At 71.1% G+C, this 24,179-nt stretch carries 20 protein-coding genes; 9 read left to right on the top strand and 11 right to left on the bottom strand.

Annotation, left to right across the window (positions count from 1 at the left end):
• The first annotated feature begins 206 nt into the window (after positions 1 to 206).
• Positions 207 to 998, top strand: coding sequence for an RICIN domain-containing protein (locus LPA41_RS25390; RefSeq protein WP_229073286.1), 792 nt, complete (start codon positions 207 to 209; stop codon positions 996 to 998).
• Positions 999 to 1,070: 72 nt separating this feature from the next.
• On the top strand, positions 1,071 to 1,217 hold the full coding sequence (locus LPA41_RS25385) for a hypothetical protein (RefSeq protein WP_229073285.1): 147 nt from the start codon (positions 1,071 to 1,073) through the stop codon (positions 1,215 to 1,217).
• A 271-nt stretch (positions 1,218 to 1,488) separates the two neighbouring features.
• On the opposite strand, the gene mmsB is transcribed toward LPA41_RS25385, so the two are convergent.
• The 3 genes from mmsB to chvE all read right to left on the bottom strand — a co-directional run bounded on the left by mmsB (position 1,489) and on the right by chvE (position 5,492).
• The gene (gene mmsB, locus LPA41_RS25380; protein ID WP_229073284.1) at positions 1,489 to 2,718 is read right to left on the bottom strand and encodes a multiple monosaccharide ABC transporter permease; all 1,230 of its coding nucleotides are present in this window, start codon (positions 2,716 to 2,718) and stop codon (positions 1,489 to 1,491) included.
• Positions 2,715 to 4,271 (bottom strand): multiple monosaccharide ABC transporter ATP-binding protein, encoded by a 1,557-nt coding sequence (gene mmsA, locus LPA41_RS25375; RefSeq protein ID WP_229073283.1) that lies wholly within the window; start codon positions 4,269 to 4,271, stop codon positions 2,715 to 2,717. Before mmsA ends, mmsB begins: the two co-directional genes overlap by 4 nt.
• 102 nt (positions 4,272 to 4,373) lie before the next feature.
• Positions 4,374 to 5,492, bottom strand: a complete 1,119-nt coding sequence (gene chvE, locus LPA41_RS25370; protein ID WP_229073282.1) for a multiple monosaccharide ABC transporter substrate-binding protein — start codon at positions 5,490 to 5,492, stop codon at positions 4,374 to 4,376.
• A 362-nt stretch (positions 5,493 to 5,854) separates the two neighbouring features.
• Between chvE and LPA41_RS25365 the strand changes: the two genes are divergently transcribed.
• Positions 5,855 to 7,108 carry an ROK family protein gene (locus tag LPA41_RS25365; protein WP_229073281.1) on the top strand — a complete coding sequence of 418 codons (1,254 nt, stop codon included), beginning with the start codon at positions 5,855 to 5,857 and terminating at the stop codon, positions 7,106 to 7,108.
• A gap of 178 nt (positions 7,109 to 7,286) precedes the next feature.
• Here the strand turns inward: LPA41_RS25365 and LPA41_RS25360 are convergent, their stop codons facing one another.
• Positions 7,287 to 7,709 carry a DUF2000 family protein gene (locus LPA41_RS25360; protein WP_374238207.1) on the bottom strand — a complete coding sequence of 141 codons (423 nt, stop codon included), beginning with the start codon at positions 7,707 to 7,709 and terminating at the stop codon, positions 7,287 to 7,289.
• A 50-nt stretch (positions 7,710 to 7,759) separates the two neighbouring features.
• Between LPA41_RS25360 and LPA41_RS25355 the strand changes: the two genes are divergently transcribed.
• Positions 7,760 to 8,755: an AraC family transcriptional regulator gene (locus LPA41_RS25355; RefSeq protein ID WP_229073279.1), complete on the top strand. Its 996-nt coding sequence runs from the start codon at positions 7,760 to 7,762 to the stop codon at positions 8,753 to 8,755.
• On the opposite strand, the gene LPA41_RS25350 is transcribed toward LPA41_RS25355, so the two are convergent.
• Complete coding sequence (locus LPA41_RS25350) at positions 8,712 to 10,496, bottom strand: L-lactate permease (protein ID WP_229073278.1); 1,785 nt, start codon at positions 10,494 to 10,496, stop codon at positions 8,712 to 8,714. The genes LPA41_RS25355 and LPA41_RS25350 overlap by 44 nt on opposite strands.
• A gap of 257 nt (positions 10,497 to 10,753) precedes the next feature.
• On the opposite strand from LPA41_RS25350, the gene LPA41_RS25345 reads away from it, so the two are divergent.
• Together LPA41_RS25345 and LPA41_RS25340 are read left to right on the top strand one after the other, a co-directional pair.
• On the top strand, positions 10,754 to 10,921 hold the full coding sequence (locus tag LPA41_RS25345) for a hypothetical protein (protein ID WP_229073277.1): 168 nt from the start codon (positions 10,754 to 10,756) through the stop codon (positions 10,919 to 10,921).
• Positions 10,922 to 11,296: 375 nt separating this feature from the next.
• Entirely contained in the window at positions 11,297 to 11,461 is a 165-nt protein-coding gene (locus LPA41_RS25340) for a hypothetical protein (protein WP_229073276.1), read from the top strand.
• A gap of 95 nt (positions 11,462 to 11,556) precedes the next feature.
• Here LPA41_RS25340 and LPA41_RS25335 read toward each other — a convergent pair whose 3' ends face one another.
• The 3 genes from LPA41_RS25335 to LPA41_RS25325 all read right to left on the bottom strand — a co-directional run bounded on the left by LPA41_RS25335 (position 11,557) and on the right by LPA41_RS25325 (position 17,105).
• Positions 11,557 to 14,256 (bottom strand): molybdopterin-dependent oxidoreductase, encoded by a 2,700-nt coding sequence (locus LPA41_RS25335; RefSeq protein WP_229073275.1) that lies wholly within the window; start codon positions 14,254 to 14,256, stop codon positions 11,557 to 11,559.
• Positions 14,253 to 15,038, bottom strand: coding sequence for a xanthine dehydrogenase family protein subunit M (locus LPA41_RS25330; protein WP_229073274.1), 786 nt, complete (start codon positions 15,036 to 15,038; stop codon positions 14,253 to 14,255). Before LPA41_RS25330 ends, LPA41_RS25335 begins: the two co-directional genes overlap by 4 nt.
• Positions 15,039 to 15,167: 129 nt before the next feature.
• Positions 15,168 to 17,105: an ATP-binding protein gene (locus tag LPA41_RS25325; RefSeq protein WP_229073273.1), complete on the bottom strand. Its 1,938-nt coding sequence runs from the start codon at positions 17,103 to 17,105 to the stop codon at positions 15,168 to 15,170.
• A 348-nt stretch (positions 17,106 to 17,453) separates the two neighbouring features.
• Here LPA41_RS25325 and LPA41_RS25320 point away from each other — a divergent pair, with 348 nt between their 5' ends.
• Both LPA41_RS25320 and LPA41_RS25315 read left to right on the top strand, forming a co-directional pair.
• Entirely contained in the window at positions 17,454 to 18,071 is a 618-nt protein-coding gene (locus LPA41_RS25320) for a DUF6230 family protein (protein ID WP_229073272.1), read from the top strand.
• 67 nt (positions 18,072 to 18,138) lie between these two features.
• On the top strand, positions 18,139 to 19,842 hold the full coding sequence (locus tag LPA41_RS25315) for a DUF6114 domain-containing protein (protein ID WP_229073271.1): 1,704 nt from the start codon (positions 18,139 to 18,141) through the stop codon (positions 19,840 to 19,842).
• A gap of 15 nt (positions 19,843 to 19,857) precedes the next feature.
• Here LPA41_RS25315 and LPA41_RS25310 read toward each other — a convergent pair whose 3' ends face one another.
• A complete protein-coding gene (locus LPA41_RS25310; protein WP_229073270.1) occupies positions 19,858 to 20,250 on the bottom strand; it encodes a DUF1992 domain-containing protein in 393 nt (130 codons plus the stop codon).
• 9 nt (positions 20,251 to 20,259) lie between these two features.
• Positions 20,260 to 21,720 (bottom strand): GGDEF domain-containing protein, encoded by a 1,461-nt coding sequence (locus LPA41_RS25305; protein ID WP_229073269.1) that lies wholly within the window; start codon positions 21,718 to 21,720, stop codon positions 20,260 to 20,262.
• Between the two features lie 93 nt (positions 21,721 to 21,813).
• On the opposite strand from LPA41_RS25305, the gene LPA41_RS25300 reads away from it, so the two are divergent.
• Positions 21,814 to 22,083, top strand: a complete 270-nt coding sequence (locus LPA41_RS25300; protein WP_229073268.1) for a DUF2277 domain-containing protein — start codon at positions 21,814 to 21,816, stop codon at positions 22,081 to 22,083.
• Position 22,084: 1 nt separating this feature from the next.
• On the opposite strand, the gene LPA41_RS25295 is transcribed toward LPA41_RS25300, so the two are convergent.
• Positions 22,085 to 24,040: a translation factor GTPase family protein gene (locus LPA41_RS25295; protein WP_229073267.1), complete on the bottom strand. Its 1,956-nt coding sequence runs from the start codon at positions 24,038 to 24,040 to the stop codon at positions 22,085 to 22,087.
• Positions 24,041 to 24,179 lie beyond the last annotated feature (139 nt).

Raw genomic sequence — 24,179 nt, 5'->3', positions numbered from 1 at the left:
GTTCAGTGAGCGGAGACGGCGACAACAGGGATCCGCTGCTGGTTCGTCCGTTCGTTCTTCAGGACGACGGCCCGCAGGAGGTCTCGCCGTCGGAGGCGACCTGGCCGGCCGACCCGACGCGGGAAATACCGACACAGGTGATCCCGGCGGTCCCCAGTGCGACGCCGAGCAGGGCGAAGTCTCGTGACAGCCGTCGGCATCGGCCATTGCTGCTGATCGGCGTGGGGCTGGCGGCACTGCTGGCCCTTATCGGGTACACGGTGGTGCGTCCCGCGCTCCGGCCCGCCGTCTCGACGTCCCTCCCTGACCAAGGGCTGCCCGTGGTGACCGGTCCGGCGCCGTCCGCGAGCGTCTCCGGTTCGGCCGTGCCGGGGACTGCCCAGCCGGGGGCCGGCGAGGGGCCCGCCGGAACGGAGCGGGACGGCGGTTCCGGACCTGACGGGGACAACCCGGCGAAGTCCGCCCCGAGCGGCCAGGCCAGTGCCGTGCCGGCGTCTCCCACCGGGACGGCGACGCCCGGTGCGCCTGCGGGCACCACGACGACCGCACCGGCAACGGCACCGGCGACCCGGACCGCGACGGTGGCACCGGCTCCGCCGGACGCGCTGGTGCCGCCGTCTCCGCTGGTGGCACCGGAGGGAGCCCTGATCAGTGGCAACGGGCTCTGCCTGGATCTGCAGGGCGGAGATGCCGAAGACGGCGGCGAGGTCCACGTCGACGATTGCAACGGCACAAGTCCGCAGCGGTGGCAGCTGAACGCCGACCGGACGTTGGAGGTGCTCGACATGTGCGCCTACCTGGTCGGCGACGGCGGCGTCGAGCTGACCCGCTGCGACACCCGGACGACCGCGCAGTGGGCGCTCAACGAGCGCGGCCAGCTCCTCAACCAGGCGAACGGCCGGTGCCTCACCGATCCGTTCTTCGGCGGCCGCCCCGGCAAGCAGGTCATCGTGGCCTCATGCGTCGGCAGCAACAACCAGCGATGGGCCTTCAACTGACGGCCAACTGACATCCGCGCCACCCCGGAGCGGAAGGGCATAGCGCGGCGCAGCACGACAGGGCGCGGCACGGTGAGCACCGCGCGGCGCAAGACGACAGAGCACGGCACGGTGAGCACCGCGCGGCGCAAGACGACAGAGCACGGCACGGTGAGCACCGCGCGGCGCAAGACGACAGAGCACGGCACGGTGAGCACCGCGCGGCGCGGCACGACATAGCGCGGCACGACATAGCGCGGCACGACATAGCGCGGCACCGAGGGCACCACGCGACACGGAGGGCGAACGCCAAAGCCGGACCGGAGCGGGAACGCGCCCAAGCCGGACCGAACCGGAACGAGAGCACGCCGAACCTGGCCCAACCGGAACGGCGGCGCGCGAAAGCCGGGCGGGCGAAGGCGGCTGAGCTGGGCTGGTCTGGGCTGGCCTGGAAACGGAACAGCGCCGACCGGCTGGGCCGGCGGCGCTGTTCTGAGGGTGGGGCTGGGTGTTACTTGGCGCGGCGCTTGTTCAGGATGTCGAACGCTACGGCGGCGATCAGGACGAGGCCCTTGATGGCCTGCTGCCACGCGGGGTCGACGCTCATGATCGAGAGGCCCATGTTGAGGACGCCCATGATCAGGGCGCCGATGATGGCGCCGGTGATCTTGCCTACGCCGCCGTTGACGGCGGTGCCGCCGATGAAGGCTGCGGCGATGGCGTCCAGCTCGAAGTTGGTGCCGGCGGCGGCGACGGCGGAGCCGGCGCGGGAGGTGGTGATGACGGCGGCGACACCGGCGAGCAGGCCCATGTTCACGAAGAGCATGAAGTTGACGCGCTTGGTCTTCACACCGCTGAGCATCGCGGCGGGCAGGTTGCCGCCCATCGCGTAGATGTGCCGGCCGAAGACCGTGTTGTTCATGATGAACGTGTAGAGCAGGACCAGCACACCGACGATGACCAGCACGATCGGCGTGCCACCGGCGCTGCTGGCGAGCAGGTAGGTGATGTAGCCGACGACGAGGGCCGAGACCACCAGCTTGCCGATGAACGCGACGAACGGCTCCGTACGCAAGTCGTTCTTGACCAGTTCGTGGCGGGTCCGGATCTGGCTGACGGCGAGACCGGCGATCGCGAGGACACCGATCAGGACGGTGAGGCCGTCGAGGTTGCCGAGGTAGCCGAGAGCGGCCGGCAGCGAACCGTTGCTGATGTCGTTGAAGCCGCTGGGCAGGCCGGCGACCGTGGTGCCGACCATGACGATCGCCAGACCGCGGAAGATCAGCATGCCGCCGAGGGTGACGATGAAGGCCGGAATGCCGACGTACGCGACCCAGAAGCCCTGCCAGGCGCCGACGACGCCACCCATCGCGACCGCGAGGACGACCGCGAGCAGCCACGGAAGGTCCCAGTCGGTGATCAGCAGGGCGGCCACACCGCCGATGAAGGCGACCACCGAACCGACCGACAGGTCGATGTGGCCGGCCACGATGATCATCACCATGCCGATGGTGAGGACGAAGACGTACGCGTTCTGCTGGATCAGCGACGCGACGTTGTTCGGCAGCAGCAGCTTGCCGTCGGTCAGGATCTGGAAGAGCGCGACGATGACGACCAGCGCCGCGATCATGCCGTACTGGCGCAGGTTCTGCTGGAGGTAGCTCTTCAGCGAGCCGCCGTCGTTCTTCTTGCTGGGGCCCGGCTGTGCCGTCGGCTGCGCCAGAGTGGTGGAAGCGCTCACCGCGTTGCTCCGCTCTTCTCCTGGGTCATGAAACGCATCAGCCCCTCTTGGGTGGCTTCCGCGCGGGGAATCTGTCCGGTGACTCGACCCTGGCTCATCGCGTAGATCCGGTCACAGATGCCGAGCAGCTCAGGCAGCTCGGAGGAGATCACAATGACGGCTTTGCCGGAGTCGGCAAGCTTGTTGATGATCTCGTAGATCTCGTATTTGGCGCCGACATCGATGCCACGGGTCGGCTCGTCGAGGATGAGGACCTCGGGCTCGGCGAAGAGCCACTTGCTGAGGACGACCTTCTGCTGGTTGCCGCCGGACAGTTTGCCGACCACGACGTCCACACTGTTCGCCTTGGTCTTCATGTCCTTGCGGAACCGCTCCGCCCAGGTGACCTCCTGCGAGGCGTTGACGACGCCCAGCTTGGAGATCCGCTTGAGGTTGGCGGCGGAGGTGTTGCGCTTGATGTCCTCGATCAGGTTGAGGCCGTAGTGCTTGCGGTCCTCGGTCGCGTACGCGATGCCGTGCTGGATCGCCGCGTCGACCGTCTTCAGCGTGACCTCTTTGCCGTGCAGGTAGACCTTGCCGGAGATGTTCGTGCCGTAGCTGCGGCCGAAGACGCTCATCGCGAGTTCGGTGCGGCCGGCACCCATCAGGCCGGCGATGCCGACGATCTCGCCGGCCCGCACGTCGAGGCGCGCGTTGTCGACGACGACCCGGTTCGGGTCGTTCGGGTGGTGCACGGTCCAGTCCTCGATCCGCAGGACCTCTTCGCCGATCTTCGGCGTGTGGTCGGGGTAGCGGTGGGCGAGGTCCCGGCCGACCATGCCGCGGATGATGCGGTCCTCGGTGACCGGCTCCGCCCCGTGCATGTCGAGGGTCTCGATGCTCTGACCGTCGCGAATGATCGTCGTGCTGTCGGCGATCGCCGCGATCTCGTTCAGCTTGTGCGAGATGATGATCGACGTGATGCCCTGATCCCGCAGTTGCCGGAGCAGGGTCAGCAGGTGCGCGCTGTCCTCGTCGTTGAGCGCCGCGGTGGGCTCGTCGAGGATGAGCAGCTTCACCTTCTTGGAGAGCGCTTTGGCGATCTCCACGAGCTGCTGCTTGCCGACACCGATGTCCATGATCTTGGTGTCGGGGGCTTCGTCGAGCCCGACGCGGGCGAGCAGCTCGGACGCCTGCCTGTTGGTCTGCGCCCAGTTGATGACGCCACCCTTGGCCCGCTCGTTGCCGAGGAAGATGTTCTCGGCGATCGAGAGGTACGGGCTGAGCGCCAGCTCCTGGTGGATGATGACGATGCCGAGGTCCTCGGAGTCGCGCGTCGTCCGGAACCGGCCGACCTCGCCCTCGAAGACGATGTCGCCGTCATAGGTGCCGTACGGGTAGACCCCGCTGAGCACCTTCATGAGCGTCGACTTGCCGGCACCGTTCTCGCCACAAATCGCGTGGACCTCCCCGCGAGTCACGCTCAGCGTGACGTCCGAGAGCGCTTTGACGCCCGGGAAAGTCTTCGTAATGCCCCGCATCTCCAGAATCGGGGTCTTGTCGTCGTTGGCCATCGCAACTCGCTTGCTGTAGGGGGGTCGGACCGGGGCCTTGGCCGGGTCCTGCCACGTGTGCGGTGACAGGACCCGGCCGGTCCCAGCAGGAGCTGGCAGGCGTTACAGGCCGAGCTTGTCGGCGGTGTAGAAGCCGGAGTCGACGAGCTTGGTCTGCACGTCGGCCTTGGTGACGACGACCGGCGGAAGCAGGTAGGAGGGAACGACCTTGACACCGTTGTTGTAGGTGGTGGTGTCGTTCGTCTCGACGGTCTCGCCCTTGATGATCTGGTCGACCATCTTGGAGACCTGCTCACCCAGGGTGCGGGTGTCCTTCCAGACCGTCATCGACTGCTTGTCGGCCAGCATGTTCTTCACGTTCGCCAGGTCGGCGTCCTGACCGGTGATGACCGGCCAGTCGGCGCCCGGCTTGTAGCCCTGGGACTCGAGCGACTGCTCGATGCCCAGCGCCAGCGAGTCGTTCGGGGAGAGAACGACGTCGACCTTCTTGCCGCCCGTGTAGAACGAGTTCAGGCGGTTGTCCATCTCGGCCTGGGCCTTCTGCGAGCTCCAGCCGTCGATCGAGACGTTCTTCCAGTCCTCGTTGCTGGCCAGCTTCTTGCCGGACTGGATGACCAGCTTCTTGCTGTCCACGTACGGCTTGAGGACGTCCCACGCGCCGGAGAAGAAGAACTTGGCGTTGTTGTCGTCCGACGAGCCGGCGAAGGGCTCGATGTTGAACGGGCCCTTGCCGTCCTTCAGGCCCAGCTGCTCCACGATGAACTCGCCCTGGAGCTTGCCGACCTGGTAGTTGTCGAACGTCGCGTAGTAGTCGACGTTCTGCGTCGAGTTGATCAGGCGGTCGTAGGCGATGACCTTGATCTTCTGCGCGGCGGCCTTCTCGAGCACCGGGCCGAGCGCGGTGCCGTCGATGGAGGCGACAACCAGAACCTTCGGGTTCAGGTTGATCATGTTCTGGAGCTGGGTGATCTGCTGGTCGACCTTGTTGTCGGCGTACTGCAGCGACGTCTCGTAGCCGGCCTTCTTCAGCAGCTCGTCAAGGTGAGCTCCGTCGTTGTTCCAGCGCTCGAGGCTCTTGGTCGGCATCGCGATGCCGACCAGGTTGCTCGAGCTGCCGGAACCGGAGCCCTCGTCGCTGTCGCGGCTGCTGCTGCAACCCGACGCCGCGGCCAGAGTCGCGGCCAGGGTGACCGCCGCGAGAACCCGGAAGTTCTTGGACACCGACGTCTCCTTTCCTATATGGCCCGCGACAGCGCGGGCCGAACTCGTCAACCGGCAGGCCGATGTCTGCCGGGGGTCTATTTGTTGCTGGGCACAACATACGCTCAGAGGAGCGCGTTGCACGCGGTGATCCGTAACGGCTCCGTAACACTCAATGTGAGCGACGGCTCCCAATATAGATCCGCAGGAAGCGGACTTGCCTGCTCAGAACGCAGGCGCGTGATGGGAGGTAGCGCACGTTGACAGCACGGCCCGTGACGGGGTGCGGGCCATACTATTTGTTGTCTACTCCGACTAATGCGCCGAGGGGTGGCCACGTACGGACCGCTATCGTGACGGCACACAGCGCGAGAGGAGCGGCGATGCCTTCCGACGGTGCGACGCGGACCCAGGGCGCCCCGCAGACCGGCCGCAGATCCACGACCGTCAACCCACGCGCCGCCCATCTCGCGATGGCCCTGCACTGCGTGGCCGAACAGTCCGGCGAGATCTCCCGCGCCGGCATCTCGGCCGCGACCGGCCTCAACCGCTCCACCGCCTGCTCGCTCATCGAGGAACTGATCGACGGCGGCCTGGTCCGCGAGGTACGCGACACCGGCACCACGACCCGGGTCAAGGCGGGCCGCCCGGGCACCGGCCTCGGCCTGCGCGACGACGGTCCGGCCGGGCTGGGCATCGACGTCAACGTCGACTACACCGCGGTCTGCGTCGTCGACCTGACCGGCAAGGTCCGCTACAAGCACGTGGTCTCCGAGGACCAGCGCGGCCAGGGCACGCGGGAAGTGCTCGATCGGATCGCCCGGCTCGCCCGCGGCGCGCAGAACGCGGCCGAGGACGACGGCCTGATCCTCTGCGGCAGCGCGGTGGCGGTGCCGGGCATCGTCGACCGGCGCGGCGCCACCGTGACCCTCGCGCCGAACCTCGGCTGGCACGACCTCGACGTGGCCGAGGTGCTGCCGGCGGACGTGCACGGCGAGCGGGCCACGCTCGACAACGAGGCCAACTTCGCGGCGCTCTCCGAGCAGGACCTCATCCGGGACGGCGCGAGTTACCTCTACGTCAGCGGTCAGATCGGTGTCGGCTCCGGGATCGTGCTCGACGGCCGGCTCTACCGCGGTGCGCACGGCTGGAGCGGCGAGATCGGCCACCTCACCATCGATCGCGACGGACCGGAGTGCCCCTGCGGGCGGCGCGGCTGCCTCGAGCGGTACGCGGGCCACGAGGCGATCCTGCGCGCGGCGGGCGTGACGGCCGGCGCCGGGACGATGCTGGGCGTCCGACCGACCGCCGAACTCATCGCCGGGCGCGCTGCCGCCGGCGATCCGGCCACCCTTGCCGCCCTCGCCCGGGCCGGCCAGGTGCTCGGCTTCGCCCTCGCCGGTTGCCTCAACCTGCTGGACGTCGGCACGATCGTGCTCGGCGGCATCTACCGCGACCTCGCGCCCTGGATTGGCCCCGAGGTGGAGCGCGAGGTGCGGGCCGCGTTCCTGGGCGCGCGCTGGGCGCAACCCGAGGTCAGAGCCGCAGCGTACGGTGCCGAAGCACCAGCCCTCGGCGCCGCCCGCTCGGTCGTCCGCGACGTCATCAACGACCCGATGCGCTGGCTCGCCCGCTGACGGTCCAGGCCCACAGTGATGTCCCGGCCCCGAGGGCCGGGACATCTGGGATGCCGCGATAACCGTCACAGCTGGTTAATCGGCACCTATCCGGGAAATCCGAGCATTTCGGTTCTGTCGGACTTGACCCGATCTGCGAAAGATCAACAGCGACTGGTGTACGGGCGGAGCAGTCCCGTCAGCCGTGCATCGACGCACCCTTGACGATCTTGTCGACGGCCACCCGCGGTCCGTGCACGCCCAGTCCCACCAGGTCCAGCGAAGCCGTCGGGACGGACCGGACCGCGGCCCGGTTGTCGGCGTCGTTGCCCGTCGCGAAGAGGTCCGACGTGAAGATCGACAGGTGCACGCCCCGGGCGAGGGCGCGACCGTGTGCCGCGGTCAGCACCTCCTTGCCGCCCTGGAACACCAGCACGGGCTGGCGGAACATCGGCAGATAGGTGACGTCGTCGGCGTCGGCGTACGGCTCGCCGATCAGGTCGGCGTCGGCCGAACCGAGGCCGCTGACCAGGAAGGCGGTCACGTTGAGGCGCTGCCAGACCGGCAGGTCGTCCCGGAGCAGGACGGCGATCTTGGTGGCGAAGCGGAGTGGTGCGTTCATGCCGCCCATCGTCGGCCGAGCCGGTCCACCAGGTCTTGTACGATTTTGACGTGCTCCAGCTCGAGGCCTGGCGGCCGCCGCTGGACGGGGTGGCCGAGGTGCTGCACGCCCGGTTCGGCGAGCACGGCTACCCGATGCACGCCCACGACGCCTGGACCGTGCTGCTCGTCGACGACGGCGCGGTCCGCTACGACCTGGACCGGCACGAGCGCGGCGCCTACGGCGAACTGGTCACCCTGCTGCCGCCGAAGGTCCCGCACAACGGCACCGCGGCCGGGCCGCACGGGTTCCGCAAACGGGTGCTCTACCTGGAACCGCGCCTGCTGCCGGAACGACTGACCGGCGCCGCGGTGGACCGGCCCGCCATCACTGATCGATCGCTGTACCGCTGGGTGTCCGCGGTGCACCGCTGTCTCCGTACGCCCGAGGAGGCCGCCGCCGAAGGTCTCCTCGCCCTCGCCCTGGAACGACTGCGCACGCACCTCGCGCCCGCCCCGCCGGAACCGCCCAGCGCCAAGGCCGCGCACGCCCTCCATGACCTGCTCGAGGAACACATCGTCGACGGCCTGCCGCTTACTGACGCCGCGGCCGTCCTGCACTTCGACCCGGCGCACCTGGTCCGCTCGTTCCGGCGCGAGTTCGGCATGACGCCGCACCAGTACCTCATCTCGCGCCGCGTCGACCTCGCCCGCCGGCTGATCGTTTCCGGTCAGCCGCTGAGCACGGTGGCGGCTGGCAGCGGGTTCTACGACCAGCCGCACCTGACCCGGCACTTCAAGCGCATCCTCGGCGTCAACCCGAGCCGGTTCAGCCCCAGCCGGTTCAGCCCCAGCCGGTTCAGCCCCAGCCGGTTCAGCCCCAGCCGGTTCAGCCCCAGCCGGTTCGGCCCGAGCCTGCCCGGTCCAGGCCGGCTCAGCCCCGATCAGGCCGGCCCCGATCAGGCCGATCCTGATCAGGTCAGCACCGATCAGGCCGGCATCGGCCGGGTCAGCACCGGTCGGCTCACGGCACCATCCAGTCCAGCACCGGAGTGCCCTGCAGCGTGACCAGCACGCACATGAACAGCAGCAGCACCAGACTCCAGCCCACCACCCGCCGGAAGATGTCGCCCTCCCGGCCGGCCATCCCCACCGCCGACGCGGCGATCGCCAGGTTCTGCGGACTGATCATTTTGCCGAGCACGCCGCCCGACGAGTTCGCCGCCGCCATCAGCACCGGATCCAGCCCCGCCTCCACCGCGGTCTGCACCTGGAGCGCCCCGAACAGCGCGTTCGCCGAGGTATCAGAACCGGTCACCGCCACACCGATCCAGCCGAGAATCGACGACAGGAACAGGAAGACGCCACCGGCCGCCGCGAACAACTCGCCCAGGGTGGCGGTCTGACCCGACTGATTGAGGACGTACGCCAGCGCCAGTACCGCCATGACCGTCACAATGGCGTGGCGGAGTTCGGCGTAGGTGCGGCCGTACGCCCGCAGCGCCGCGAGCGGGCCCACCCGCAGGACCACCGCCGTGAGCAGGCCGGCCAGGATCATCAGGGTGCCGGCCGCGGGCAGCCAGCCGAAGGTGAAGTTCGTCGACGCCAGCGGCGCGCCGTTGGCGCCCAGGACGTCCAGGCCCGGCCACGCGAAGACGACCGTCCAGGGCTCCTCGGCGAGGGCGTCCTTGACCGGTCCGAGGTTCGCGACCGAGAAGATGACAATAATGATCAGGTACGGGGCGTAGGCGCGCACGACCTCGCCCGGCGGATCCCGCCGCAGCGTCGTCACCGGCGCCCGCCGGCCCGCGCCCTCGGACCCCGCTCCCGCACCGGCCCGCTCCCCCGACACCGATTCCGTGCCGGCACGCTGTCCTGCCGCCGGCGCGTCCGCGGGTTCGTCCGCCTCGTCGGCCGGCCCGGCCGGTGTGCGGTCCGCGTGCAGGTCGGGTGACTCGGACGGGCGCCAGATCCGCAGCAGCAGGACCACCGCGGCGGCCGAGGCCAGCGCGGCGACGATGTCGGTCAGCGGCACCGAGATGTAGTTCGACGCCACGAACTGCCCGACCCCGAACACCAGGCCGGCGACCAGCGCGGCCGGCCAGGTCTGGCGGATGCCGCGGCGGCCGTCGACGACCGCGACGAGGACGAGCGGTACGACGATCGCCAGGATCGGCGTCTGCCGGCCGACCATCGCACCGAGCGTCTCGGTGGTCAGCCGGGGGTCGTCGATGGCACCCGAGGTGACCGTGCCGAGCGTGACGATCGGGGTGGCGAGCGCCCCGAAGGCGACCGGCGCGGTGTTCGCGATCAGGGCTACCGCCGCGGCGTGAATGGGCCGGAACCCGAGCGCCATCAGCATCACCACTGTCACGGCGACCGGCGTGCCGAACCCGGCGAGGGCCTCCAGCAGTGCCCCGAAACAGAACGCCACGATGATCGCCTGGATCCGCATGTCCGGGCTGACCCGTTCCATCGACCGGCGCAGCACGTCGAAGTGCCCGCTTACCACAGTCAGGTTGTAGACCCAGATCGCGTTGAGGACGATCCACAGGATCGGGAAGAACCCGAACGCGGCGCCCTCACTGGCCGACAGCAACGCCTGCCCGACCGGCATCGCATAGACGACGATCGCGACGAACAGAGCCACGCCGAGCGAGATCAGCCCGGCCAGCCAGGCGCGCATCCTGAGCACACCGAGCAGCAGGAAGAGCGTGAGCAGCGAGAGCGAGGCGAAGATCGCCGAGAGCCCGACGGAACCGGCTACCGGGTCGGTCACGATCCTGAACTGATCGAACATGCAAACCATCCAGAGGTATCGATCTCCCTGCCCGCAATCTAGCCCTCTCCCGCCGAAGCGCAACCGGGCGCCCGCGCAAGGACCGGCTGCTCGGCCGGAACGCCGGGCCACCGGGACGCCGGGACGCCGGGACGCCGGGACGCCGGGCAAGGATCTGCGGCTCCGCCGGGCCACCGGGCGGAGCCGGGAGCACGAACGCACCCCGCGCGGAAACTCAGGTGGCCAGGGCGACGAGGAGGTGTCCCTCTGGTTCTGGCAGGCGGCGAGTGCGGGCTTTCCTGCCGGTTAATGCCGCTCGTTCAGAGCAGGACGTGGCGATGCAGGGCGTGGCGATGCAGGGCGTGGCGATGCAGGACGCCGACGCGGCGGCGGGCATGGAAGTTGCGTGCGGCGTGCCTTTCCTCGCCCTCGGCTGCCTTGCGGTCGGTGCATGAGGAGCCGCGATCGGCTGCGAGCCCCTCCGCAGGGCGTTGTTGATCTGCTAGCGCTACGAAATCGCTGTGATCAAGGGGTCAAAACCGCGATTTCGTAGCGCCAGCAGATCCATATCTCGACAGGACGGCGCGTCCGGCGCCACGGGGCGGAGAGGCCGGCGCCGGATGCACTGTCGATGACCCCCAGGGCCGTCACCGCGATGGCGGGATGCCTGCCGGCCCGCCCGTAGATCACCGACCGCACTGCCCGCATGCCTGGCCGCACCGCGACGATCAGCGTCCACGCCGTGTCGCCACCTGCGCCGTTTCCGCCTGCATCAACGCGCTGACCTGCGACGATGCAGGTTCGAAGAGTGACGTCGGAAGGAGCGGGCCATGACTACGCAGGAGCAGACCCCGGACGAGGACGAGGCCGACGACGGCCGGCGAGTCGGTGAGTCGGCGGCACCGCAGGCAACCGGGGAGTGGGGCAGCGTCCTCGACGAGGATCTTCCGCCGGTCGTGCCGGACGAGGAGGTCGAGGTGTCGAAGACGCAATAGCCCACCCGGCCGGGTCATGACACGCCGGGACACCCTCGTCGGCGAGACCCCGGTGCGCCCGGTTCTGCCCGTCTCCTGAACCGCGCCCCGCGTCGTCACTCAGGGTTCTGCATGGCCTGCCAGATGCGGTCGGCGGTGAACGGCAGGTCGGTCAGGCGGACGCCGATCGCGTCGCGGATGGCGTTCGCCAGGGCCGGGGCCACCGGGTTGAAAGGGCTTTCGCTCATCGACTTGGCACCGAGCGGGCCGATCGTGTCGGTGGTGTCGGCGAAGTGGACCTCGGTGCGGGGCACGTCGGCGAAGGTGGGCAGGTGGTATTGGCGGAAGCCGGTCGTGGTGACGTGACCGTTCTCGTCCAGGTCGACGTGTTCGGCCAGGGTGGCGCCGAGGGCCTGGGCCACGCCGCCCTCGATCTGGCCGCGGAGCTGGGCGGGGTTCAGCACGGTGCCGGCGTCGGCGCTGTGCACGCTGCGCAGGATGCGGAGTTCGCCGGTTGCCGGGTCGATCGCCACGCGGAAGAACTGCGCGTTGAAGGCCACCGACCGCGGTGTGCCGTCGAAGTGGCCGTGACCCGCGGTGCTGCCGGGGTGGTGGCGCAGCGCGCGGGCGGCGCGGAGGACGGCACGGCCGGCGACGACCACGCCGGTGGACGCGAACGCGCCGGTGTCGTGGCCGACCAGGTCGGTGTCGGACTGGCGGATCACGATCATGTCGGGGGTGGTGCCCAGCTCGTCGGCGGCGATCTGGGCGAAGACCGTCGTGCTGCCGTTGCCGAACTCGGCGGTGCCCACACACAGTTCGTAGCGGCCGTCGCCGAGCGGCCTGATCGTGGCGTCGGCGAAGTGGCCGCCGGGCGGACCGGCGGCGATCATCGCGATCGCCATGCCGTCACCGACGAGCCAGCCGGGCGGCGCGGACTCGCCCACCGCGCCGGCGAGAGACCCGCCGGACAGTCCGGCGGAAAGCCCGGCGACGGGCCCGGCGGGAGGCTCGGCGACAAGCCCGGCGGAAGGCTCGGTGACAAGTTCGGCGACAGGTCCGGCGACAGGTTCGGCGGCAGACACGGCGACGGGTACGGCGGCCGCGCGCATCCGGTCGAGACACTGGTCCAACCCGTAACTGGCGATCCCCAGGTCGTCGACGTGGTCGCCGGGCGCGGTCAGGTCGTCGCCGGGCCGGACCACGTTGCGTTCGCGGAACGTGACCGGGTCCATGCCGATCCGGCGGGCCAGTTCGTCGAGGACCTGTTCGACGGCGAAGGTGACCTGGCCCAGGCCGTACCCGCGGAACGCGCCCGCCGGCACCGTGTTGGTGTAGACGGTGACCGCGTCGGTCCGCATGTTCGCGCACCGGTAGACGGCCATCGTCTCGTGGCAGCCGTGGTGCATGACGGAGGTGCCGTGGTTGCCGTAGGCACCGGTGTCGACGACCACGTCCAGCCGCAGGGCGGTGAGGGTGCCGTCGGTCCGGGCGCCGGCCGTCACCGTCACCTCGAACGGGTGCCGGGTGGTGGCGCCGAGGAACTGCTCGGCCCGGGTGAACTCCCATCTCACCGGCCGTCCGGTGCGCAGCACGGCCAGCGCCACCAGGTCCTCGACAAGCATCTCCTGTTTGCCGCCGAACCCGCCGCCGACCCGGCCGGCGATCACCCGGACCCGGTCGGCGGGCAGGTCGTAGAGCCGGGCCAGGGCGCGGCGGGTGAGGAACGGTGTCTGTGTGCTGGACCGGATCACCAGGCGGCCGTCGTCGTCGAGCCAGCCCACGGCGCCGTGCGTCTCCAGGCTGGCGTGCTGCACCCGCCCGGAGCGGAAAGTGGCCGCACAGGTGGCATCGGCGGACGACAGGCCGGCGGACACGTCGCCCAGGGACGCGTGCAGCTCACCCACCACGTTCGACGTGGTTCCCGGGTGCAGCACCGGCGCGCCCGGCGCCGTCGCGGCGGCCGGGTCCAGCACCGCCGGCAGCACCTCGTAGTCGACCCGCAGACGCCGGCACCCCTCCTCCGCGGCGGCCTCCGAGGTGGCGATCACGGCGGCCACCCGCTGACCCGCGAACCGGACCACCTCGTCCAGGACGCGGGTGTCGTACGGGTCCTCCGCCTCGTTCTCGTGCTGCGCCGTGGAGAAGAGCCGGTCCGGCGCATCTTCGCAGGTCAGCACGGTCTCGACGCCCGGCACCGCGAGCGCGCCCGAGACGTCGACGGCCACGATCCGCGCGTGGGCGTGCGGCGAGCGCAGCACCTTGAGATGCAGCACGCCCGGCACGTCCACGTCGAACGTGTAGCGCGCCGACCCGGTGACCACGTCCGGACCGGCCGGGGCGCCCAGGTTCGATCCGACCGAGGAGCCGGGCGCCGGTGCGGTGTCCGGGAGCGGCCGGGCCCGGATCGCGTCCTCGATGGCGCGGTAGCCCGTACAGCGGCAGAGGTTTCCCTTGAGCGCGCGTGGCAGGTCCGCGTGCTGCTCCGCGGAGAGCGCGGCAGCCGTCATGATCATGCCGGCGGTGCAGAAGCCGCACTGGAAGCCCTGCGCGTCCAGGAAGCACTGCTGCACCGGGTGCAGCGCGCCGGGACCGGCCAGGCCCTCGATCGTGGTGACGCGCCGGCCGGCGGCGCGGAACGCCGGGTAGACGCAGGAGTGCACCGGGGTGCCGTCGACGTGCACCGTGCACGCGCCGCAGTCGCCGGTGTCGCAGCCCTTCTTGACCCCGAAGCAGCCCTCTTCGCGCAGGTAGGTGCGCAGGCACTGACCCGGCCGCGGCGCCCGCTCGTGTGCCGCCCCATTGATCTCGATCATGAGAGCTCCGCCAGGATCTGCGCCGCGTAGTGGCGGGTGAGGTGCTGCCGCCACAGCGGGTGCCCGTGCACGTCGTGCACGTAACCGTCGGCGGGCAGCGCGGCCAGCGCCGCCGCCAGTTCCGTCGGCCGCGGCGGCGCGTCGAAGCGCAGCACGTGCGGCCGCCGGGTCGACGCGGTCACGGTGAGCGCGAAACTGGCGCCCGCCTGGCGTCCGATCAGGAGCGCGGCCGAGCGGCCGTGCCGGTGCAGGGAGCCACGACGGTACGCGTACCGCCCGGCGAACGCCCCCGGCGGCAGGTGGATCGACCGCAGCAGCTCCCCGTCGCGCAGCACGGTCGTGCCCTCCCCCGTCACGAAGTCCGCGGCGGGCACCCGGCGCTGGACGCCGTCCGGGCCGATCAGCAGCACCGTCGCGTCCAGCGCCACGCTCAGCGAGATCATCGGGCCGGCCGGCAGCGCGGCACAGAGGTTGCCGCCGACGGTGGCCACGTTCCAGATCTTGAACGAGGCGAGGAACGCGTGGCAGCACTGCCGCACGAGGGTGTGCCGGCCGAGCCGCTCGTGGAGCTCGGCCACCGTGCAGGTCGCGGCGATCTCCACACCGCCGTCGTCGTGGGCGGTCAGCGCGGGCCAGCCGGCGGCCGTCAGGTCGAGCAGCCGGCGCACCCCGGTGCGCGGCTCGCCGAAGAGGGCGGTGCCCCCACCGAGCCAGGCGTCACCGGGGCGCCACGAGCCGGGAGCGGCCGGGCTGACCACGTCGGTGACGGTGTTCAGATCCACGCGATTACGCTACGCGCCCCGTGTTTCGGATCCCGGCGACCGGAACAGAGCCGTTGTTACGTTTTGGATCGCGGCCCGGCGCGACCTGGCCGGACTCGAGGTGGTGACCCTTGCCCGGCCGGCCCGCCGTCACCCGACCGCCAGCGGTTCCTGCTGCGGCACCGGCGCCGCGATCGCGGGCAGGGTCAGGGTGAACGTGCTGCCGCGGCCGACCACCGACTGGACCGCGATGCTGCCGCCGTGGTCGCTGACGATGTCCCGGACGATCGCCAGGCCCAGGCCCGGCCCCTGCACGGCCTGGTCCATCGCGTTGCCGGCCCGGTGGAACGGGGTGAACAGGCCCGGCACGTCCTCAGCCGGGATGCCGATGCCGGTGTCCGTGACGGCCACCGTGACGGTGTGCGCGTCGGCGGTCAGCACGCAGCGCACGCTGCCGCCCGCCGGGGTGAACTTGATCGCGTTCTCCATCAGTTTCCGCAGCGCCCGCTGGAGCTGGATCCGGTCGCCCATCACCCAGCATTCCGCGGCGTCGAAGCTGACCGTCAGCTCCTTGGCCCGGACCGCGTTCGCCAGCTCGGTGTGCACCGTGGTCGCCACCTCACCCAGGTCCAGCGGCTCCGAGCCGCCCTCGCCCGCGACGTCCGGGCGGTCCAGCAGGACCAGGTCGGCGATCGTCTCGTGCAGCCGGTGGGCGTTGCGGCTGATCGCGCTCAGCGACCGCTTCTGCATCGGCGTCAGGTCCTCATCGGCGTCCTCGGTGAGCATCTCCGTGTAGCCCAGAATGCTTGTCAGCGGGGTACGCAGCTCGTGCGTCACGGTGGAGATGAAGACGTCCTTGCGTTGGTCCAGCATCCGCAGCTCGGTGATCAGGCGGGCCTGCCGGTACTGCAGGGTGAGCTGGCGCAACACCCTCTCGATCGCCTCGGCCACGCCGGTGAGCAGCCGCTGCTCGGCAGCCGCCCAGCCGTCCGTGCCGGGCCGGGCAACTCGCAGGTAACCTGGGTCGCAGTCGGCGTCGCCGCCGAACGACACCCCGATCGCGTCGTCGCCGGACATCACGACCCGGCCGGGTCCGCCGGTCAGCAGGTCGCCGGCCACCGGTGCCGGCAGTCCGGCGCTGCCGTCCGGCCAGGCCACCCGCACCGCGCCGGTGCCGGGCACGGTCAGCACGCAGTGCACGGTCCCGGCGCCGAGCGCCACCCCGATCAGCTCGGCGATCCGGTGCACCGCCGCCGGTGGGTCGCGCAGATCCTGGAGCTCGGCGGCGACGGCTTGGCGCAACCCGGCCCGGGCGACCCGGGCATGCTCCTCGGCGAGCAGGGCGTCGGTCTGCGCGGCCAGGTCGTTCAACGCCTCCACGGCGGTACGCAGTTCGGCACTCCCGACCGGTTCGGCCCGCGCTCCCCGGTCGCCCGCGGCGAGCCGGCGGATCGTCCCGGTCAGCTGGTCGAGCGGGGCCAGCAGCTGCCGCCGCCCGGTGCGGACCACCGCGTACCCCATCAGCACTATCAGCGCCAGCAGCCCTGCCGAGGCGGCGGTGACCCGCCGGGTGGCGCTCGTCCCGGCCCGGTGCTCGGCACGCTGGTCCGCCGCGATGCTCTGGTCCACCGCCTCGTTGACCAGGCGGAGCTCGTCGAAGATCTGCTTGCCCCGGACCGCGTGCGCCTCCTCCTCACCGGCCTGGCCGGTGGCGACGACCGGCGCCGCGTACTCCTCGAACCAGGTCCGGGCCACGGCACGCTCCTGGGCGGCGACCTGACGCGCCGGATCGTCGGCGACCCCGGCCTCCACCTCGTCGAGGGCGGCGAGCGCACCGGCGCGCCCGCTCTCGTACGGTTCGAGGAACGCGGTGTCGCCGGTGAGCTGGAACCCGCGGAGCCCGGTCTCGGCGTCCGTCATCTGCTGCAGGACCCGCAGGTTGGCCAGGCGCGCGGCGGTGATCTCGGCGGCCCGGCGCTCGTGCTCGGCGTCGACCCGGCCACCGATGCCGAACTGGACCACCAGGAAGGCCATGAGGAGCAGAAACAGAGCGATGAAGCCCAGGTTGAGACGCCGCTGCACGCTCATCGGCGGCGCTCCTCGCGGGCGTTCATGTCTTTCCGATCGGCAGCCCGGTACGCCTACCTAAGGCCAATCGGTGGGATTGTTTGTTATCGAATCGCAACAAATCTGCCCTTGCGTACCCCGGGTAACGGGTAACTCGGCCCAGCCAAAGGTTTTGTCCGAAATATCGGACAGCGGCGTGGCAGGCGTCACACACGGTCATGTTGATCGAGGCGCGATGGGTTACCGGCTGGTAGCGCGGGGCCTTGTCGGCGTTGCGCGACAGCGGCAACATTTCCGGCACATTACGGCTGCGGCATCGACAGCCTTCGCTGTCCGTCGGGCGGCCGGAAGCCATCCCAAGGAGGTTCCGTGAAGGATGCGCAAAGCGCTGGGGCGTACGGGCGCACCAACTGGCGCCGCTTCGCCGTGGCGGTGGGCGTACCGGCGGTCGTCGCCGGTGGCCTGGTCCTCGCGCTGGCCAACGGCGCACTCGCCGCGAGCTTCGTGATCGCCGGTGAACAGTTCAAACTCTCCGCCAGCAAGCTGGTCGGCGAGGGCTTCACCCAGTACAGCGGGGAGCTCGAGACCAAGGACGGCACGGTTCCGGCCGCGATGTCCGGCATCGAGGGCGCCACACTGAACGATCTCTGCCAATCGGTGGCGGTCGGGCCGGTCACCCTGCGGATCGAAGCCGGCGACGACCCTGCCCGCCCGGTGAAGGCGACCGACCTGCTCATCGGCATGTCGAAGCTCGGCGGTGACGCCGAGTTCAAGAACATGCAGATCGGCCTGGACGCCGGCACCCTCGACGCGGCCCAGGACGAGGCGAAGGGTGCTCCCGGCGCCTTCGGCCAGCAGGCCACCAGCGTCACCATCCACAACCTGCGGCAGCAGGCGTACTACACCTCGGCCTCGACCTTCACGCTCAACGGGATGAGCCTCGAGCTGCACGTCGGCGGCAAACACGAGTGCTACTACGAGGATTGATCTGAGCCCGGGCTCGCGGACACGTTTCCGCGAGCCCTCCCCCTGTGCGAAGCAAGTGGAGGCACGTGTGGCGACGGAGAGCTTCTGGGGCAGGTTCCGGCGGTGGCGGCGCGGGCGGCCGTTCTGGGGCGGCCTGTTCCTGGTGCTGTCGGGACTGGAGATGTTCCTCAGCGCCAACATGGCACTGGACAACATCGAGATCCACATCGGCCCGCAGGGCTTCCTTTCCTATCTGCTGCCGGTGCTGATGCTGACCAGCGGCGCCCTGACCTGGTTCACCCCGGCACAGCGCGTCTTCTACGGCGTCGTCGGCACGCTCACCGCCCTCTACTCCTTCATCGGCCTCAACCTCGGCGGCTGGTTCGCCGGCATGCTGCTCGGCATCGTCGGCGGCGCGCTCGCCATCGCCTGGACCCCACCACGCCCCGCCACCGGCTCCCCCGGCCCGCTCACCGCCGCCGCCCCGCCGCCGGGCGAGCCGGTGCCGGACGGGCCCGGGAAGCCGGTGCCGGACGGGCCCGGGAAGCCGGTGCCGGACGGGCCCGGGAAGCCGGTGCCGGACAGCGGGCCGCCCACCGCGGAGATTCCGGTGGTCAGCGACGCGACGATCGTCCCGGGCCTCGGCCGTTACCCGAAGTGGCGGCCGCCGCATCGCCGGACGCTGGTCCTGGTGCCGTCGCTGATGCTGGCCGGCGTGCTCGTGGCGACCGGTGACCGCCCGGCCGGCGCGGCGCCGGAGTGCCCGGAGGGACTGCCCTCGGTCACGGCAACCGCACCGGCGGCTTCCGCATCAGCATCGTCAAAAGCCCCCAAAACCTCTCAATCGCCCAAGGCCACCGCGTCCGGATCCTCCGCCCGGCCCGGAGCCGGGACCACGGCCAGCACCTCGGCGCGGGCCCGGCAGCCGAGCCCGGCGTCGCCACGCGCGGGATCGGCGCCGGACGCGGAGGAGGACGCAAGGGAGGACTCGAAGGAGGACGAGGGCACCGGCTTCCCGATCCTGGACGGGATCGGCGACGTCATCGAGGGCATCGAGGACGGCATCAACGACATCTTTGACCCGGAGGAGCCGTCGGCGTCGCCCGTACCGTCCGCCTCCCGATCCGCTTCGCCTTCGGCGTCCCCCTCCGCCCCTGCCGCGTCGCGCCCCGGACCGGGCACGCCGAGCCGCACCCCGGGCGCGCCGGAGAAACCGGGCGACGGGCCGAGCACCGGCACGTCGGAAAAGCCGGTCGGCGGGCCGAGCACCGGCACGTCGGAGAAGCCCGGCGGGCCGAGCACCGGCCCGAAAATCGAGCCGAGCCCGGAAGAGATTCCCTGCCTCGGCGCCCGGCAGGAGGGCCTGCTCGCCGAGGACGGCGGCATCCCGCAAGCCGGCGTCCGGCCCGGGCTGATGAAGACCAAGTCGCTGACGATGTACGGCTCCACCTACGAAGGGGTGGCCGAGGTACCCACCGCGAACGGGCCGATCCGGTCGCTGAAGTTCCTGATGGACAAGGCGGTGAACAAGCCGTTCAGCCTGGCGATCGACGAGCCGGGCGGGCACACCACGCTCATCGAGAGCGGTGAGCTGATCATCGACGGGAACGTCGAGTTCTACTCACCCCGGTTCACCGGCAAGCTGTTCGGGCTGATCCCGGTGACCTTCACCCCGGAGCAGCCGCCGCCGCTGACACTGCCGATCCTCTGGTTCACCGACGTGACGATCGATTTGGCCTACGTCCGGTGCGACGTGCTGACCGCGGAGCCGCTGGACATCACCGAATCGTGAGCCGTCGCTCGGCCGTCATCGGGCCGCGCGGCGGGCTCGCCAGGCGGCCACCACCGCGTCCGCGTCGAACGGGGGCAGCACCACCGGCGGGCCGTCGACCAGGCCGCGGCGGCACCTGTCGATGCGTTCGTTGAGCTCGGCGACGTGCTGGCGGACCAGGGCCTCGGCCGCGAGCCGGTCGACCACCTCGGGCAGGTCCTCGGCGGCTCGCCGCACCGCGAGACTGGCCGGGATCACCGCCGCGCCGCCGTCCTCCCGGCGCAGCCAGTCCTTGACCCACCAGTCCTCGTCGTACTCCTCGCCGTGACCGGGGAGCGGCTGCCCCAGGCCGGGCAGGCCCTCGAACTCGCCGCGTTCTGCGGCCTCGCGCAGCTGCCGGTCGATCGACGACTCGTACCAGTGCACCATGCGCCAATTTTACGCGGTCGCCGACGCGTACCGGCGGATCGTGCCCTTGCCGGCGGCCTTGGCCGCGTACATCGCGGTGTCCGCCTGCCGCAGCAGCGCGCTCACCCCGACCCGTTCGCCACGCCGGGTCACCGCGACGCCGACGCTGCCGCCCACCTTCACCGGGCGTCCCTGGACGACCATGGGTTGGGAGATCCGGCGCAGCAGCCGGCCGGCGACGACCCCGGCGCGCGGGCCCGCGTCGATCATCAGGACGGCGAACTCGTCGCCGCCGCAGCGGCAGACCAGGTCGGTGCCGCGCAGTTCGGCGGTGAGCCGGTGCGCGACGGTGACCAGCACCTCGTCGCCGGCCGCGTGCCCGAGCGTGTCGTTCACCGGTTTGAAACCGTCCAGGTCGATGACTATCGCGCAGGCCTCCAGGTAGCCGGCGGTGAGGAGCGCGGCGGCCCGGCTGTCGAAGGCCGCCCGGTTCAGCAGACCGGTGAGCGGGTCGTGATGGGCCTGGTAGGCCAGCGCGGTCCGCTGCTCCTCCAGCGTCACGGTGAGCCGGCCGACCGTCACGAGGGTGAGGAACTGGCGCAGCAGCACCAGCGAGAAACTGCTCAGCAGCAGCCAGACCAGGACCGGCGGCAGTTCGCCGTCGGTCAGCTGGCGGGCCGCGGCGACACCGACCGCGGTGGCGACCGGGACGTAGGGCAGCAGCGCCCACGGGCTGAAGACGAGCCGTTCCACGCCGTCGACGCCGGGCCGGGAGACCGCGAGCCGGCTGGACACGGCCATCACGAGGGCGCCGAGCACGTAACCGCCGCCCACCCCGTCGGCCCACCACGCCTGGCCGGCGACGCTGTTGCGCATCGAGATCAGCAAGGTGATCGCCTGCACCAGCGCGGCGAACGCCAGCAGCTGCTGGGCGCTCACGCCGCGGCCGGGCTCGGAGGTGGCCAGGGTGACGAGCGCGACGGCGGCACCGCAGCCGAGGACCACGACGATCGTCATCGCGTACCCGGTGAAGGCGCTCTGCCCCGCGCCCACCGGCGCGAACGCGCGGACCAGGGCGAAGAAGGCGCCGGACACCGCGGCCACATCGATCAGCTGGCGGGCGGCGGCGATGCCGCGCAGGCGCGGACCGGCCAGGACCATGGCAAGGGGTACGAGGACCGCGGCCACCGTGGACAGCACGACGGCCGGGGCCGCGACCCAGGACACGCCGAGGACGCCGAGCAGGAACAGCACGTTCGAGGCGGACCAGGCGGCGCCGGCCGACGCGCCCAGCCCGAAAGCGAGCCGGATGCGCGGCGCGTTGGCGGTGTCCCGGGCCCGGCGCCGGTAATTGACCGCCGCGTACCCACTGGCCAGCGCGATGATGACGTCGGAGAGGGCGTATCCGGCCGCCTCCGGCAGGACGGGATGGGTGAGCTGCACGGCCGTGGCGAGCCCGAGACTCGCCAGCAGTGCGGTGCGCAGTCGCATGCTGACCCCGTGGTGGTGGAGATCCGCCGGAGGGCCGAGTATGACATGGATGCTGGTCTCTGATCAGCCCCCGCGACCTGGGAGGAACACACCGTGTGCCGGAGCATTCACCAATTGCACAACTTCGAGCCGCCCGCTACACCGGACGAGGTCCACGCCGCGGCGCTGCAGTACGTCCGCAAGATCGCCGGAACCACCCGGCCGTCGCAGGCCAACCAGGAAGTCTTCGACCGGGCGGTCGCGGCCGTGGTGGCCGCGACCGCAGAGCTCCTGGACGGGCTGGTGACGAACTCGCCACCCAAGGACCGCGAGGTGGAGGCGGCGAAGGCACGGGCCCGCGCGGAGAAGCGGTACGCGTCCTGACCTACCGCGGCACCGCGCGGAACCACCCGTCCCGGTCGGCCGGGTCGGGTCCGCGACGCGGCAGCACCGGCGGGTCCTCCCCGACAACGGGCGCGTAGTGGTCGAAGTGCGCCGTCAGCACCGCCTCGCCACCGGTGAGGTCGGGCAGGGCCGCGACCACCCGGGGCACCCGCGCCGACGGCAGCGTGCCGCTGATCTCCAGGTACCCGCCGCTGCCGGACATGTCGTCGACGACCGCGCCGAGCCGGCCGAGCAGGGCCGTCACCGCGTCGGCGCTCGCGTGCGGCAGGTTGACGTCGAACCGTTCGATCGGCTGGCACACCCGGGTGCCGGCCCGGCGCAGCGCCGCGGTCACCACCACGGGGGCGAGGTGCCGGAAGTCGGCGGCCACACTGGAGATCGACTTGTCGAACTTCTGGTGCGGCTTGCTCTGCCGCGGCGCGTACTGCGAGGACGTCATGCTCACCACGCAGTCGGTGACCGGCCAGCCGTGCAAGCCCTGGCACAGCGCGGCCCGGACCCCCTCCTCGGTGGCCGCGACGAACGCCGGCGGCAGCCGGCCCGGTTCGATGCCGGGCCGGAACTCGACGCCGTGCCCGGCCGGGGCGGCCTCGACGCGCAACCCGACCCCGGCGAGGTACGGGTTGCCGCGCTCCTTGATCCGGTCCTGTGCGGCCCCGGCGCCGGCCACCCGCTCGATGCAGGCCGTCAGCGTGCCGGAGAACCGCACCCGGACGCCGTACCGCTCCTCCAGCAGCGCGGCGATCACCTCTTTCTGCACCTCGCCGTGCAACCGGATCACCGCCTCCGCCTGGTTCTCGTCGAGCCTCAGGTCGACGAGCGGGTCCTCGTCGGCGAGTTCGGCGAGGCCGGCGTACATGGCCAGGCGCTGAGCCGGGTCGACCGGCTCGACGAGGGCCTGCCGGGTCGGCGGCGGGAACCGGTAGAGGTGCCGGCGCGGCGGGTCGCCGACGTGCTCGCCGATCCGGGCCGGCAGGCCGCGGACGGCCGCGATCTGGCCGGCGGACACCGACGGGCGCACCACGACGCCGTCCGGTTCGCTGACGGCGATGTGGGTGACCGCCCGTGGCCGGGACCCCGCGACCGGCACCCGGTCACGGACCCGGAGCTCCCCGGACCACAACCGCAGCCAGGCCCGCCGGCCACGATCGTCGCGGTCGACGGCGAAGACGGTGCCGGCGAGCGGCCCGTCCCGCCGGTCACCGCGGGGCAGCAGGTCGATCAGGATGCCGCACAGTTCCGGCACACCGGCACCGGTGATCGCCGAGCCGCACGCCACCGGGGTGATCCCGCCGCGGCGCACCGCCCGGCGGATCGCGCGCCGGGTGTCGCGGGCCCGGACCGGCGCGCCGGTCAGCCAGCGCCCGGCCAGCGCGTCGTCCACCTCGGCCACGGCCGCGACGACCGGTTCGGCGTCCAGCGGGACGGCACGCACCCGGGCGTCCCGGCCGCCCTGGCCGGTGGCCGTGGTGAGCACGACCGGGCACGCCGCGAGCCGCCGGCGCACCTGATCGACCACCCGGTCCACATCGGCGCCCCGGCGGTCCACCTTGTTCACGAAGATCACGGTGGGGATGCCGATCCGGCGCAGCGCCCGCCAGATGGCCACGGTCTGCGGCTGAACGCCCTCGACCCCGGAGACCACCAGGACGGCGGCGTCCAGCACGGAGAGCGAACGCTCGACCTCCGCGATGAAGTCGGGGTGGCCCGGGGTGTCCACCAGGTTGACGGTCAGGTCACCCAGCGCGATCGAGGTGACGGCCGCCCGGATGGTGATGCCCCGGCGGCGTTCCAGTTCCATCGAGTCGGTCCGGGTGGTGCCGGCGTCGACGCTCCCCGGCTCGCCCACCGCCCCGGTCTCGTGGAGCAGGCGTTCGGTCAGACTGGTCTTGCCGGCGTCAACATGGGCGACGATGCCGAGGTTCAACAATGCCAAAGCGCAACTCCACGGTGGGACGGGTCAGGGTCCGGAGCGTGGAAGCTGCTCGCATTGGTGACTCCTCGTAGTCGCGTCAGGGACGTCTCCCACCCTGGCACGGCCGGCGGAAGCCACGCCATCGATTTACCCGGAACGC

The sequence above is a fragment of the Actinoplanes sp. DH11 genome, assembly GCF_020873875.1.
In the GTDB taxonomy this organism is placed as follows: domain Bacteria; phylum Actinomycetota; class Actinomycetes; order Mycobacteriales; family Micromonosporaceae; genus Actinoplanes.
Note: the sequence above shows the minus strand (reverse complement) of the source record. Positions and strands in the feature narration are given on the sequence as shown.

What these genes read in the sequence shown, in the direction of transcription:
- mmsA (WP_229073283.1), bottom strand. Translation starts at nt 4,271, where the DNA reads ATGGCCAACGACGACAAGACCCCGATTCTGGAGATGCGGGGCATTACG.
- LPA41_RS25365 (WP_229073281.1), top strand. Translation starts at nt 5,855, where the DNA reads ATGCCTTCCGACGGTGCGACGCGGACCCAGGGCGCCCCGCAGACCGGC.
- LPA41_RS25360 (WP_374238207.1), bottom strand. Translation starts at nt 7,709, where the DNA reads ATGAACGCACCACTCCGCTTCGCCACCAAGATCGCCGTCCTGCTCCGG.
- LPA41_RS25350 (WP_229073278.1), bottom strand. Translation starts at nt 10,496, where the DNA reads ATGGTTTGCATGTTCGATCAGTTCAGGATCGTGACCGACCCGGTAGCC.
- LPA41_RS25340 (WP_229073276.1), top strand. Translation starts at nt 11,297, where the DNA reads ATGACTACGCAGGAGCAGACCCCGGACGAGGACGAGGCCGACGACGGC.
- LPA41_RS25335 (WP_229073275.1), bottom strand. Translation starts at nt 14,256, where the DNA reads ATGATCGAGATCAATGGGGCGGCACACGAGCGGGCGCCGCGGCCGGGT.
- LPA41_RS25325 (WP_229073273.1), bottom strand. Translation starts at nt 17,105, where the DNA reads ATGAGCGTGCAGCGGCGTCTCAACCTGGGCTTCATCGCTCTGTTTCTG.
- LPA41_RS25310 (WP_229073270.1), bottom strand. Translation starts at nt 20,250, where the DNA reads ATGGTGCACTGGTACGAGTCGTCGATCGACCGGCAGCTGCGCGAGGCC.
- LPA41_RS25305 (WP_229073269.1), bottom strand. Translation starts at nt 21,720, where the DNA reads ATGCGACTGCGCACCGCACTGCTGGCGAGTCTCGGGCTCGCCACGGCC.